At 63.6% G+C, this 11,556-nt stretch carries 13 protein-coding genes and 1 pseudogene; 9 read left to right on the forward strand and 5 right to left on the reverse strand.

The window, feature by feature from the left end; genetic code table 11:
- Nucleotides 1-195 precede the first annotated feature (195 nt).
- From AC5ZGW_RS32440 to AC5ZGW_RS32450, 3 genes are all read left to right on the forward strand, one after another.
- On the forward strand, nucleotides 196-2,658 hold the full coding sequence (locus AC5ZGW_RS32440) for a flagellin N-terminal helical domain-containing protein (RefSeq protein WP_130230086.1): 2,463 nt from the start codon (nucleotides 196-198) through the stop codon (nucleotides 2,656-2,658).
- Nucleotides 2,659-2,864: 206 nt separating this feature from the next.
- The gene (flaF, locus tag AC5ZGW_RS32445) at nucleotides 2,865-3,230 is read left to right on the forward strand and encodes a flagellar biosynthesis regulator FlaF (protein WP_130230088.1); all 366 of its coding nucleotides are present in this window, start codon (nucleotides 2,865-2,867) and stop codon (nucleotides 3,228-3,230) included.
- A 19-nt stretch (nucleotides 3,231-3,249) separates the two neighbouring features.
- A complete protein-coding gene (locus tag AC5ZGW_RS32450; protein ID WP_028163579.1) occupies nucleotides 3,250-3,615 on the forward strand; it encodes a hypothetical protein in 366 nt (121 codons plus the stop codon).
- Nucleotides 3,616-3,710: 95 nt separating this feature from the next.
- Here the strand turns inward: AC5ZGW_RS32450 and AC5ZGW_RS32455 are convergent, their stop codons facing one another.
- From AC5ZGW_RS32455 to AC5ZGW_RS32470, 4 genes are all read right to left on the reverse strand, one after another.
- Nucleotides 3,711-4,076, reverse strand: a complete 366-nt coding sequence (locus AC5ZGW_RS32455) for a flagellar protein FlaG (RefSeq protein WP_028163578.1) — start codon at nucleotides 4,074-4,076, stop codon at nucleotides 3,711-3,713.
- 146 nt (nucleotides 4,077-4,222) lie between these two features.
- Complete coding sequence (locus AC5ZGW_RS32460) at nucleotides 4,223-4,720, reverse strand: hypothetical protein (protein ID WP_130230090.1); 498 nt, start codon at nucleotides 4,718-4,720, stop codon at nucleotides 4,223-4,225.
- Nucleotides 4,721-4,735: 15 nt separating this feature from the next.
- Nucleotides 4,736-5,092 (reverse strand): flagellar assembly peptidoglycan hydrolase FlgJ, encoded by a 357-nt coding sequence (gene flgJ / locus AC5ZGW_RS32465; RefSeq protein WP_130230092.1) that lies wholly within the window; start codon nucleotides 5,090-5,092, stop codon nucleotides 4,736-4,738.
- The gene (locus AC5ZGW_RS32470) at nucleotides 5,092-6,216 is read right to left on the reverse strand and encodes a flagellar basal body P-ring protein FlgI (protein WP_130230094.1); all 1,125 of its coding nucleotides are present in this window, start codon (nucleotides 6,214-6,216) and stop codon (nucleotides 5,092-5,094) included. Before AC5ZGW_RS32470 ends, flgJ begins: the two co-directional genes overlap by 1 nt.
- Before the next feature lie 267 nt (nucleotides 6,217-6,483).
- Between AC5ZGW_RS32470 and AC5ZGW_RS32475 the strand changes: the two genes are divergently transcribed.
- From AC5ZGW_RS32475 to AC5ZGW_RS32485, 3 genes are all read left to right on the forward strand, one after another.
- On the forward strand, nucleotides 6,484-6,897 hold the full coding sequence (locus AC5ZGW_RS32475) for a flagellar assembly protein FliX (protein ID WP_130230096.1): 414 nt from the start codon (nucleotides 6,484-6,486) through the stop codon (nucleotides 6,895-6,897).
- A 326-nt stretch (nucleotides 6,898-7,223) separates the two neighbouring features.
- Nucleotides 7,224-7,589, forward strand: a complete 366-nt coding sequence (gene dksA / locus AC5ZGW_RS32480) for an RNA polymerase-binding protein DksA (RefSeq protein WP_196237262.1) — start codon at nucleotides 7,224-7,226, stop codon at nucleotides 7,587-7,589.
- A 216-nt stretch (nucleotides 7,590-7,805) separates the two neighbouring features.
- Entirely contained in the window at nucleotides 7,806-8,615 is an 810-nt protein-coding gene (locus tag AC5ZGW_RS32485; protein WP_130230098.1) for a phytanoyl-CoA dioxygenase family protein, read from the forward strand.
- Between the two features lie 21 nt (nucleotides 8,616-8,636).
- Here AC5ZGW_RS32485 and AC5ZGW_RS32490 read toward each other — a convergent pair whose 3' ends face one another.
- The gene (locus AC5ZGW_RS32490; RefSeq protein WP_207231154.1) at nucleotides 8,637-9,065 is read right to left on the reverse strand and encodes a winged helix-turn-helix transcriptional regulator; all 429 of its coding nucleotides are present in this window, start codon (nucleotides 9,063-9,065) and stop codon (nucleotides 8,637-8,639) included.
- Nucleotides 9,066-9,166: 101 nt separating this feature from the next.
- On the opposite strand from AC5ZGW_RS32490, the gene AC5ZGW_RS32495 reads away from it, so the two are divergent.
- From AC5ZGW_RS32495 to AC5ZGW_RS32505, 3 genes and pseudogenes are all read left to right on the forward strand, one after another.
- A complete protein-coding gene (locus AC5ZGW_RS32495; RefSeq protein ID WP_130230100.1) occupies nucleotides 9,167-10,195 on the forward strand; it encodes an SDR family oxidoreductase in 1,029 nt (342 codons plus the stop codon).
- Nucleotides 10,196-10,273: 78 nt separating this feature from the next.
- Nucleotides 10,274-11,059 carry a 2-keto-4-pentenoate hydratase gene (locus tag AC5ZGW_RS32500; protein ID WP_028163570.1) on the forward strand — a complete coding sequence of 262 codons (786 nt, stop codon included), beginning with the start codon at nucleotides 10,274-10,276 and terminating at the stop codon, nucleotides 11,057-11,059.
- Nucleotides 11,060-11,267: 208 nt separating this feature from the next.
- Nucleotides 11,268-11,556, forward strand: a pseudogene (locus tag AC5ZGW_RS32505) (IS110 family transposase); the annotation flags it as partial.

An 11,556-nucleotide genomic window follows, 5' to 3' on the forward strand; every position in this document is an offset into this window, starting at 1 on the left:
CGAAGGCGCAGCAAATTCAGTAGTATTCCGGAGTAATTGTGCCGCTGCGTAGCATTTTCGCGCTGTTCGCTGGCCAGAAATCCGACCAGGAAGATTCATTTTTTCTTAGGAGGCTTGGTTCCAAGGTGAGCCGTCGTCCGATCAAAAAAGATTGGAAGCGACTTGTTCCTGTTTCACACCAGAAAGGTATGAAAAATGTCCGGCATTGTTCTTTCGGCATCGGTACGCCAGAACCTCCTCTCGCTGCAGTCGACAGCCGATCTGCTCGCCACCACCCAGAGCCGTCTTTCCACCGGCAAGAAGGTCAACTCGGCCCTCGACAACCCCACCAACTTCTTCACCGCCGCCGCGCTCGACAATCGCGCCAGCGACATCAACAACCTGCTCGATGGTATCGGCAACGGCGTGCAGGTGCTGCAGGCGGCCAACACCGGCATCACCTCACTGCAGAAGCTGGTCGACGGCGCCAAGTCGGTCGCGACCCAGGCCCTGCAGTCGACCGTCGGCTATTCCGCCAAGTCGAGCGTGAGCGTCAAGATCAACGGCGCCACGGCCTCGAACCTGCTCGGCACCGGCGCGTCGATCGACGCGGCGTTCACCGGCACCAACCAGGTCAACAACCAGACGGTCACCTATACCGCTTCGACCGCCAATGGCACCGCGATCGGCGCGTCTCACCAGAACGCCTACACCAGCAACACCTCCACCGGCACGGTTGCGCTGCAGGACAACGCAGGACCGCCAGCGGTGGCAGTCAATAACCTCACCTCGCTCAACTCTGGCGGCGCTAACCACCTTGATTCCGCCGTTCTGGCCTCGCTCTCCGGCCAGACGCTGACCATCAACAACAACACCATCACCTTCAGCGCGACGGCGACGGCGACCACGACGACCGGCAACAACACCACGATCGGCCTCAACACCGGCACCACCTCGACGTTCGGTGACATCCTTACCGCGATCGGGACCGCGGCGGGCGCCGGTGTGACCGCCACCGTTGACGGGACTGGCCACATCCTGATTGCAACCGGCACGACGAACGATGTCACCATCACCGGTGGCGCTGCGGCGACCGCGCTCGGCATCTCCACCACCAACCGCGGCGGCGGCTCGATCGTTGCGGCAACGGCCACCGCAACGACGCTGATTGGCGTGCCGGCGACTCCGGGCTCCGACGCGTTGAGCTCTGCTCTCACCACGTCGGACTACCTGCAGATCAACGGCAAGACGATCCAGTTCCACGCCGGCACCGGCGTTGCCGGTTCGATGGCGGCCAACAACTACTCGATCGGCCTCGCCGACGGGACGATCGGAAGCATCCTGAGTGCGATCAATCAAGCCGCGCCCGGCGTTACCGCCACGGTCGATGGCACTGGCCAGATCAATATCGATACCGGCACCACCAACGACCTCAGCCTGCCGGGCTCGCTTGCCGGTACGTTGAGCAAGCTTGGCCTGAGCGGTGTCACGAGCGTGACCCGCGCGCCCATTGCCACACCTGAGATCACCGGCGCTACTCTGCTTTCCGGTGCTTCGACTGCGACCAGCGATGCGTTGAAGTCGGCCTTCTCCGCGGGTGACACCATCACAGTCAACGGTAAGCTCCTGAGCTTCGTGACCACGGGTGCAGCCGACGATAACCACATCAACATCACCGACAACATCACCACCCTGTTGAGCAAGATCGATACGTTGTCAGGCAACACCGGCACCGGCTCCACGCCGTCGACCGTCACCGGCGGTCACATCGTGCTCCATACCGGCGCTAGCAGCGACCTGACGATCACGAGTTCGAACGCCGATGCGCTCGCAGCGCTCGGCCTCGGCACCGGCGTCAGCCAGGCCCGCGGCACCGGTCCGTCTCCGCTCAACGGCCAGACGCTGTCGATCGCCTCCACCGGCGGCGGCGTCGCAACCAGCATCACCTTCGGCGGTACCGGCCCGGGCCACGTCAACTCGCTGAACGACCTCAACGCGGCGCTGTCGTCGAACAATCTACAGGCCACACTGGCGCAGGACGGCACGCTGACGATCACCACCTCGAACGACGCAGCCTCCGCCACGATCGGCTTGATCAGCGGCACTGCGGCTCTTTCGGGCCAGTTGTTCTTCGGCAAGACCCCGAGCGATCCGGTGGTCGATCCGAACGCCAGCGCCGCTCGTGACGCGCTGGTCACCCAGTACAACAACATCCTGAACCAGATCACGACCACGGCGCAGGATGCTTCCTTCAACGGCGTCAACCTGCTCACCGGCGACACGTTGCGGCTGACCTTCAACGAAACCGGCAAGTCGACGCTGGGGATCTCCGGCGTCAACTTCAACTCCGCGGGCCTTGGCCTTGCGGCGCTGTCGGCCGGCGACTTCAAGGACAACGACTCCGTGCAGAAGGTGGTGAGCGGGCTCAACAACGCCAGCAGCACGCTGCGCGCCCAGGCGTCGGCCTTCGGTTCGAACCTGTCGATCGTGCAGATCCGTCAGGACTTCTCGAAGAACCTGATCAACGTGCTGCAGACCGGCTCCTCCAACCTGACGCTGGCCGACACCAACGAGGAAGCGGCCAACAGCCAGGCGCTGTCGACCCGCCAGTCGATCGCGGTGTCCGCGCTCGCGCTCGCCAACCAGAGCCAGCAGAGCGTGCTGCAGTTGCTGCGCTAAGCGCAGCGTCACCAAAGCAAGAACGACACGAGACGGCGGGGGAAACCCCGCCGTCTTCGTTTTGGTTAAGGCGTGGCGTGGCGGCTTCTGCCGGAAAACGGACACATTTGGTAACCCTTGCTAACCATATTTAAAGGCACGCTCTGTATGAAAGTTGGGCACTTTTTGAGACCCCGCGGTCAAACCGCTCCCACCGAGGTTCGTGAATGTCAAACGCAGCTCAGGCCTACGCACGCACGTCAACTACGACGGCGGCCCCCCGTGAAATCGAAGCGCAGGCGCTGCTAAAGGCTGCACGACAGCTTCAGGAAGTTCAGACGAACTGGAATGGGCCCGACAAGGCGATGCAGAACGCGCTGCTGTTCAATCGCCGCCTGTGGTCGATCTTCATGAGCGCTGCGCAGGCCAATGACAATCCGCAGCCGCTCGAAGTGCGCCAGAACATCACCAATATCGGCGTATTCGTGATGAAGCAGACCGTCGAGATGCAGATCAATCCGGATCCGGCGAAGCTGAAGTCGCTGATCGACATCAACTGCAACCTCGCCGCCGGCCTCGCCGGCCGCGCCTAGGCAGAGTGGGGCGGCTGCAATGGCCGACATGATGGGCATCCTGGCGGCCAACTACAAGGCCGTCGGGCTGAACGTTCCCTCCAAGACGCCCTATGTAGCTGTTGATCCTCAGCTCTACGAGGGCAGTTGGACCGGCAAATACGCCAACAACAAGTCGTTCAAGATCCAAGTCTCGAACGTCACGGGCTTCCGCGCCAAGGTGCACTACGAGAGCGAGGGCACCAGCAAGTACCAGGATGTCCTGATTAAGGATCAGTCGTTCCGGATCGGCGATACCAAGTTTACGCTGACCGCGATCGGCACGGCGCTGATCAAGAATGTCGTCAACGATCCTGCGACCGGGGGAACGTATCTCGACCAGGCCTACGCGAAGCGCCAGGGCTAAAGCTTCGTTTCGAGAACCGAAGCTTTAGATCTTTTGTTTGACGCGTTTTCTTCACGCGAACCGGTATCCACTTCGCTCGAAAACGCTCTGAAGCGTCAGGCCCTGCGGTCGGTGGCGCCGAGACGCGTCGGCGCTTCCTTGGTCAGGTCGAGCGTGCGGAAATAGGCGCGGCGGCGCAGCACCGCCTCTTCGGGAAACTGCCTCACAACCTGGCTCGTGCGGTTGTCGACGACCTGAAAGACGACGGAAGCGGCGTCGCGATCGATAATGACTTGATTGGAAACGGACGCGTTGACGACGTTGGAATTGATGCTGGCGCGCGCGCCTGCATCCGTCGCGGTGACGCTCCGGCTCGGCGGCAATTCAGTTGGGACGGCATTCCGCGCCGCTTCGCTAACGGGAGCGGTGATCGGAGCCGCAACCGGTACCCCGACCGGCTTGATGCTGAAATCTGTACTCATCACGCCTCCTAGTGCCTGCGCACTAGCTAATGCTTCGAGTCAAATCCCAACCCTCCATAAACCGCAACTATAGGCCACACCTCTCAATAGGTTGTTAGGGAACGCGCTGAATGCCGCGCTTACATCAGCGCGACAATTTTAGCGAATTACAGCGACCGGCTGACCGCGAGCGGCGTCATGTGGCGCGGACCAGGCGCGGCGCGCCGGCCGGCGGCGGTGTAGGTATTCGGCACGTTGCGGCGCTGGATCTCGCTGTTGACGCCGCGCACGATACCCTCCGACACCGCATGGGCGGTGGCGAGAACAGTCAGATTCACCTGAAGCATCGCGCGGAAGGTATCGTGATGGCGGCGCAGCGTGTTCAAGAGATCGGGCGCCGCCTGTGCTAGCTGCTTCTGCGCAGCCTTCACGCTCTCGACCGCGACCATGTAGCGGCGCGACAATTCCGATTTCTGCGCTTCGAGTAGCATCGCCTCGCGTACCTTGCCGGCGCGTACCAGCTCCGTCTCGCGCTCGGTGATGCCGAGCAGCGCGCTCATCACATCCATCAGTTCTTCCGCGATCTTGCGGATTTCGGCAGGTGTCGACGCTGCAGACTTCGCGGCTTGCGCCGGCGCCGGCCGCGATTGAAGACGCTGGTTCATCTTGTCCTGATCTCCTTAAGCTTGGCTGGCGCCGCCTGCCTGCTGCAGGATCAGCGTGCGGAACACTTCGTTGGAAATGCCGACGCCGCCGGATTTCGCGAACGATTTCGAATATTCTTCCGTCAGCATCGAGCGCCACACGCCGGTGCCGGGCGTATCGCCAAACGGGCCTTCGCCCTTGATGCCGCTGGTCATCTGCGAAAACATCGAATTGAGAAACAGCGCCTCGAAATCCTGCGCCTTCGCGCGGGCCTTGGCCTGCATTTCCGGTGAGACCTTGGTCAGCGCTTCCGCGAGTTGCGGGTCGTTGCCGCTATTGCCGCGCGGCGCGCGGTAGGGATTGGTGAGGACGTCGGCAAATCCGCTCTGCATCACATCACCTCGATGTCGGCCTGGATCGCGCCGGCCGCCTTGATCGCCTGCAGGATGCTGATGAGATCGCGCGGGCCGATCCCGAGCCCGTTCAGTCCATCGACGAGTTGCTGCAGCGAGACGCCGTCTTTCACCACGGCGAATTTCTTGCCGTCTTCGGTAACCTGTACATTCGAGCGCGGCGTCACCACCGTGCGTCCCCGCGACAGCGGATTGGGCTGGCTCACTTGCGGGCTCTCGGAGATCGACACCGTGAGATTGCCTTGCGCGACCGCCACGGTGGCGACGCGAACGTCGCGGCCCATCACGATGATGCCGGAGCGCTCATCGATCACGATCTTCGCCGCGAGATCCGGATCGACCTGCAACTGCTCGATCTCGGTCAGGAAGGCGACGACGTTGCCCTTGAACTCTGCGGGGATGTTGAGCTGCACGGTTGAGGGATCGATCGGCTCGGCGGTCTTGACCCCGAGGAAATCATTCACCGCAGCCGCAATGCGCTTGGCGGTGGTGAAGTCGGCATTGCGCAGCGCGAGGCGGACATTGGGCAGGCGATTGAGCGTGAACTCGATCTCGCGCTCGATGATCGCGCCGTTGGCGATACGGCCGACGGTCGGGACGCCGCGCACGACCTTGGCGGCTTCGCCTTCGGCCTGGAAGCCGGAGATCGCGAGCGTGCCCTGCGCGACCGCATAGACATTGCCGTCGGCGCCGAGCAGGGGGGTGACGAGCAGGGTGCCGCCACGCAGGTCCTTGGCGTCGCCGAGCGCGGAGACCGTGACGTCCATCCGCGTGCCCTGCGTGCCGAAGGCCGGCAGATTGCCGGTGACCATTACGGCGGCGACGTTGCCGGTGCGGATGGTGGCGCCGCGGATGTTGACGCCCATCCGTTCCAGCATCGCCTGCAGCGATTGCTTGGTGAAGGGGATGTTGTTGAGCGTATCGCCGGTGCCGTTGAGGCCGACCACGAGGCCGTAGCCGATCAACTGGTTCTGCCGCACGCCTTCGATATTGGCGAGGTCCTTGATCCGCGACGTCGCGCCCGCGGGCAAAGCAGTCAGCGCGAGCGCGAGCCACGCGGCGCAGGCGGCTGCGAAAAAATGTGCCGAACGGATGCCGGGCATCCCTGTGCTCCCCTCGAGGTCTTCCATCGGACCGGCACGCCACTCCCATAGCGGCGATCCGCGCCTCACTATGCGAGCCCTGTGCCATGGCCGGATGATGCATCAAATCACTGATATCTTTAGTGAAATTGCGTGATCGTCATTCGCGCTCCGTTTTCCGGCGGAGTCGAAACTGCCGGCTGGCGGCAGATTTTGCCGAGTCGTTTACGGTCCCTTAACCATAAGGGGGCGAAAGTTCCGCCCAGCACGCCCGCGGGATCATCGACGATGCGCATCTCAGGACCGAACGGCACCACGCTTGGAACGCCCGCGAGCAGCACGCGGCGGAACAGTTCGAGCAGCTTCGCGCTGCCGGAACCCTCGACGGAGGCGGGCGAGGTTCGTTCCGGCGCTGCGCCGAAGGCTGCCGGCAATATCGATGCGCTGCTTGCGCTGCAGGGCGTCGAGGACCCCATGGAACGTCGCAAGCGCTCGGTCGCGCGGGGCCGCGGCGCGCTCGATGTGCTCGATGAGCTCAAGATCGGCCTTCTGGCCGGCAATCTGGAAGCGAGCACCGTGGCGCGGCTGCGCGATGCCGCCGCCAGCCTGAAATCCTCCTCCGGCCATCCCGGCCTCGATGCGGTCCTGTCCGAGATCGAGCTTCGCGTTGAAGTCGAGCTCGCCAAGGCCGGGCAGGCCTAAGGGCGGTTGCCTTGATAGCAATTCGTTCGGTCCGGTCAGCGCGGATTTAATTTCCCAGGCCGGGCAAAAAGGACTGATCCGGCCCCTTCATGCGCGGGGATGCTGGTGCCGGACGGGTGCACTGACTGGTCCCGGCGGAACGGGGCCAACTTGCCTGTGTAAGGGGGTGGAAATGGCCATTCGTAGCAGTTGCACCGATATTGTCTGTCACATGAGGTAGCTATATAAGGCGCCGCGCGGATGACCCATTTTCGTCCGCCTGACAGGGACATGGACTGCCTTTGGAAAAGCTGAAGAACTACCGGCCTTCTGAAAAAGAGCCTTTCATGAACGAGCGTCAGCGCGACTATTTCCGCGCCAAGCTGCTGGCCTGGAAGGATGAGATCCTCCGCGAATCGAAGCTCACGCTGCAGACCTTGCAGGAAGAGAACGTCAACCACCCCGACCTTGCCGACCGTGCTTCCTCCGAGACCGACCGTGCGATCGAGCTGCGCGCCCGCGACCGCCAGCGCAAGCTGATCTCCAAGATCGATGCCGCACTGCAGCGCATCGAGGACAACACCTACGGCTATTGCGAGGAGACCGGCGAGCCGATCTCCCTCAAGCGGCTCGAGGCTCGTCCGATCGCAACGCTCTCGGTCGAGGCCCAGGAACGTCACGAGAAGCGCGAAAAAGTCTATCGCGACGAATAGGGTTGGGCTCGCGGCGGTGCCATTGAAACCGCCATCCGGCGGAGGTAGTTTCGCGCCGCCATGATGACATCCATTCTCAACTTCGCGTCGGTCTTCTTGCTGGGTCGCTGACCCCAGCCGCCGCTGCCTGCGGCATCCCATTGGACCGATTAAGCCGGACCGCCGCTGCATGGCGCAGCGCAACAATGTCTGGCGCCAGCTTGAGAGATCATCATCATGACCGACCACGAACGCGCGCGTTCGCTCACCGACGCGCAAATTGCCCAATTCATCGAACACGGCTTTGTCAGGATCGACGACGCTTTTCCGCGCGAGCTTGCCGCGGAAGCGCGCGCCATCCTGTGGCGTGGCTTGCCATGCAGCGAGCACGCGCCCGCAACATGGACGCGCCCGGTGGTACGACTGGGCTTCTATGGCCAGCCACCGTTCCGGCAGGCGATCAACACGCCGGTCCTGCATAGGGCGATCGACCAGATCGTCGGGAGAGGCCGTTGGTGGCCGCGACAGGACATCGGCACCTTTCCTGTACGCTTTCCGCATCCGGAGGATCCCGGCGACGCCGGCTGGCACGTCGACCTCAGCTTTCCCGGCGAGGATTGCGATCCGAACGAGCGGCAGGATTTCTCGGCCTGGCGCGTCAATGTCAGCTCGCGCGGGCGTGCATTGCTGATGCTGTTCCTGTTCTCGGATGTCGGCGAACGGGATGCGCCGACACGCATCAGGGTCGGCTCGCACCAGCCGATGGCTCGCTATCTCGCACCCGCAGGCGAGGCCGGCCGTGCCCGCATGGTGCTGGACGAGATCGGCGCCGACTGTCCGATTGCGCTCGCGACCGGCGCGGCCGGCACGGTCTATCTCTGCCATCCCTTCCTGGTTCACGCCGCTCAACCGCACCAGGGCAGGGCGCCGCGCTTCATGGCACAGCCCGCGCTGCCATTAAGGGAGCCCTATCGGCTCGCGCGTCCCGACGGCGCCTATTCGCCGGTCGAGATCGCGATCCGGCGGGCGCTCGGAATGGCGAAATAGCGTAAAGCTGCGAAGCGACATTCAGGTGAGTTCGGCCCCGAGTGTCGCTTCGCGCGCGGCTGCATGGCCGCGTGCGCCATAGGTCTTTGACCAGGCCAGCAGTTCGCGGAACGCCGGCAGCAGGCCGTAAGCGGCGTCGGTCAATTCGTATTCCACCCGCAGCGGCTTTTCGGCAAGCACGGTGCGAAGAACCAGGCCGTCGCGTTCGAGTTCGCGCAGTTGCGCGGTCAGCATGTGCTGGGTGATGCCATCAAGCGAGCGGCGCAGGGCACCGAAGCGGATCGCCCTGTTCATCAGCAAAAAAAGAATCTCGAGTTTCCATTTGCCGCCGAGCGCGTGAATGGCATGCTTGAAATCGTCGAGCAGTGCGGGGTCCGGTTTACAACCTGCGCATTCGGCGGAATCGCAAGGCGACGTGGTATTGTTTTCCATACCGGTCTCGAATTTCATCCTACTTGTCCCGCTGCAGATAGTGGCCCAGATGCGGATGTTGCAGGCCGGCGAAACGAATTTCCGCGCCGAGGCCGAGGATTCAGGAAAGGCTTTGTCGGATGAGCACCGTTTTGGTTACGGGTGGATCGGGTTTCATCGGGGTTCACACCATCCTGCAGTTGCTGGTCGCGGGGCATCAGGTGCGCACCACGGTACGCCGGCCGGAGCGCAGCAAGGATGTGCTGGCGATGCTGCACCAGGGCAATGCGCCATCGCCCGAGAGCGTATCGTTCTTCACTGCCGATCTCACGCAGGATGCCGGCTGGCGCGAGGCGGTGGCCGGCTGCGATTACGTGCTGCATGTCGCCTCTCCGCTCAGCAGCAGTGTGCCCAGGGACGAGAACGAGATGATCATTCCCGCACGCGATGGAACGCTGCGGGTGCTGCGCGCTGCGCGCGATGCCGGCGTCAAGCGTGTCGTGGTCACGTCGTCGATGGGGGCGATCGGCTACGGCCACCCGCCACAGGCGCAGCCGTTCGACGAGACGAGCTGGACCAATCTCGATGGCGATGACGTGTTCGCCTATGTCAAATCGAAGACGCTCGCCGAGCGCGCGGCCTGGGATTTCATTGCGAAGGAGGGCGGCGGGCTGGAGCTGTCCGTCATCAATCCCGTCGGCGTGTTCGGTCCGGTCCTGGGACCGGATTTCTCCGGCTCGATCGACATCATCAGGATGCTGCTCAATGGCGCGATGCCGGCGGTGCCGCGAATCCATTTCGCCGTGGTCGACGTGCGCGACGTGGCGGAGCTGCATCTGCGCGCGATGACCTCGCCGGCGGCGCGCGGCGAACGCTTCATCGCGGTCGCCGGAGATCCGATGTCGATGCTCGACATCGCAAACCTCCTGCGGCGCGAGCTCGGTTCCGCCGCCCGGCGGGTGCCGCGCTTCCAGGCGCCGGACTGGGTGGTGCGGTTGGCCGCAATGGGCGTTCCGGTGCTGCGCTATGCCGTGCCGATGCTCGGCAAGGTCCGCCGCTCCACCAGCGCTAAGGCCCGCGAAAAGCTCGATTGGACGCCCCGCCGCGATGACGAGACGATCCTTGCGACCGCCGAAAGCCTGATCAGGCTTGGCCTTGTCAAGGCGTGAGCGCGTATGTGACGCGCTTGTCAAGCGCGCGCCGTGGTGCTGAATTGCCATCTCGACAACGCAATCCGGGAGGTGGCCATGGACAGGACCGCAGCGGCCGCAAAGGCCATCGCCACCGCTCGCCGTAACCGCGCGCCGCTGGCGGCGCTGCCGGTGGATCTGGTGCCGGCCGATGAGGAGGAGGGCTATCAGGTCCAGCGTGCGGTGCATGACCTGTTGTTGCCGAAGGTCGGCGCGCTCGTCGGCTACAAGATCGGCTGCACCAGTGCCGTGATGCAGGACTATCTCGGCATCGACCATCCTTGCGGCGGCGGCGTGTTCGAGAAGGGCGTGCATGAGAGCGGCGCCGAGCTCAAGATGGCCGACTATGTCCGCGTCGGCGTCGAATGCGAGATCGCGGTGAAGCTGGCGCGCGATCTGGCGCCGGGCGAGGCGCCGTTCACCGCCGAATGGGTGGCGGAGGCGGTCGCGGAGTATCGTCCCGCGATCGAGATCGTCGACGACCGCTATGCGAAATGGGAGGCGATGGGCGCGCCGACGCTGATCGCAGACGACTTCTTCGCCGCCGGTTGCGTGCTGGGCACAGCAGTGCCGCGCATCACCGCGCCCGATCTGCACGACGTCAAGGGCCGCGCCCTCATTAATGGCGAGGAGGTGGCGAGCGGCACCGGCGCCGACGTGCTCGGTCATCCCCATAACGCACTCGCCTGGCTTGCCAACCATCTTGCCGCCGAAGGCAAGGGCTTGCATGCGGGACAGGTGGTGCTGACGGGCAGCCTGGTGAGGACGATATGGCTCAATGCCGGCGACAGCGTCGTGATGGAGCTCGCCGGACTGGGCAAGGTGAAGGCCACGTTCGCGTGATGGGGTAGGGTGGGTTCGAGCGCGCTGCTCTCTCGCTGTCGTCGCCGCGAAAAGCGGGGACCCATAAGCACAGGGAGTTGCTGTGGCGCAAGCAAGCGGTTGCAGCGGAGCACATCACAAGCGCCTGTGGTTGATGGGGTGGACGGCCCCCTACGGCATCAGTTGTGCCAGAATGAGGTTGTCGAAATCTCAAACGAGGGAGCCGTCCGTGACGCAGATTATCCGCATTGGAATGGATACGTCGAAGCATATTTTTCAGTTGCATGGGGTTGATGCGGCCGAGAAGGTGGTGTTGCGCAAGCGGCTGTCGCGCAAGCAGGTGCTGGAGTATTTCGCCAAGTTGCCGCCGACGGTGATCGGGATGGAGGCTTGCGGGGCTTCGCAATATTGGGCGCGGGAGCTTTCCAAGCTCGGCCACGAGGTGAAGCTGATGGCCCCGCAACTGGTGAAGCCCTACGTGCAGCGGAACAAGAACGACGGGCGGGATGCGGAAGGAT

The sequence above is a fragment of the Bradyrhizobium sp. Crot121 genome (genome assembly GCF_059512385.1).

Excerpts from the sequence above, each read along its gene's own strand:
- AC5ZGW_RS32440 (WP_130230086.1), top strand. The coding sequence starts at position 196 with ATGTCCGGCATTGTTCTTTCGGCATCGGTACGCCAGAACCTCCTCTCG.
- flaF (WP_130230088.1), top strand. The coding sequence starts at position 2,865 with ATGTCAAACGCAGCTCAGGCCTACGCACGCACGTCAACTACGACGGCG.
- AC5ZGW_RS32450 (WP_028163579.1), top strand. The coding sequence starts at position 3,250 with ATGGCCGACATGATGGGCATCCTGGCGGCCAACTACAAGGCCGTCGGG.
- AC5ZGW_RS32455 (WP_028163578.1), bottom strand. The coding sequence starts at position 4,076 with ATGAGTACAGATTTCAGCATCAAGCCGGTCGGGGTACCGGTTGCGGCT.
- AC5ZGW_RS32460 (WP_130230090.1), bottom strand. The coding sequence starts at position 4,720 with ATGAACCAGCGTCTTCAATCGCGGCCGGCGCCGGCGCAAGCCGCGAAG.
- flgJ (WP_130230092.1), bottom strand. The coding sequence starts at position 5,092 with ATGCAGAGCGGATTTGCCGACGTCCTCACCAATCCCTACCGCGCGCCG.
- AC5ZGW_RS32470 (WP_130230094.1), bottom strand. The coding sequence starts at position 6,216 with ATGCCCGGCATCCGTTCGGCACATTTTTTCGCAGCCGCCTGCGCCGCG.
- AC5ZGW_RS32475 (WP_130230096.1), top strand. The coding sequence starts at position 6,484 with ATGCGCATCTCAGGACCGAACGGCACCACGCTTGGAACGCCCGCGAGC.
- dksA (WP_196237262.1), top strand. The coding sequence starts at position 7,224 with ATGAACGAGCGTCAGCGCGACTATTTCCGCGCCAAGCTGCTGGCCTGG.
- AC5ZGW_RS32485 (WP_130230098.1), top strand. The coding sequence starts at position 7,806 with ATGACCGACCACGAACGCGCGCGTTCGCTCACCGACGCGCAAATTGCC.
- AC5ZGW_RS32490 (WP_207231154.1), bottom strand. The coding sequence starts at position 9,065 with ATGAAATTCGAGACCGGTATGGAAAACAATACCACGTCGCCTTGCGAT.
- AC5ZGW_RS32495 (WP_130230100.1), top strand. The coding sequence starts at position 9,167 with ATGAGCACCGTTTTGGTTACGGGTGGATCGGGTTTCATCGGGGTTCAC.
- AC5ZGW_RS32500 (WP_028163570.1), top strand. The coding sequence starts at position 10,274 with ATGGACAGGACCGCAGCGGCCGCAAAGGCCATCGCCACCGCTCGCCGT.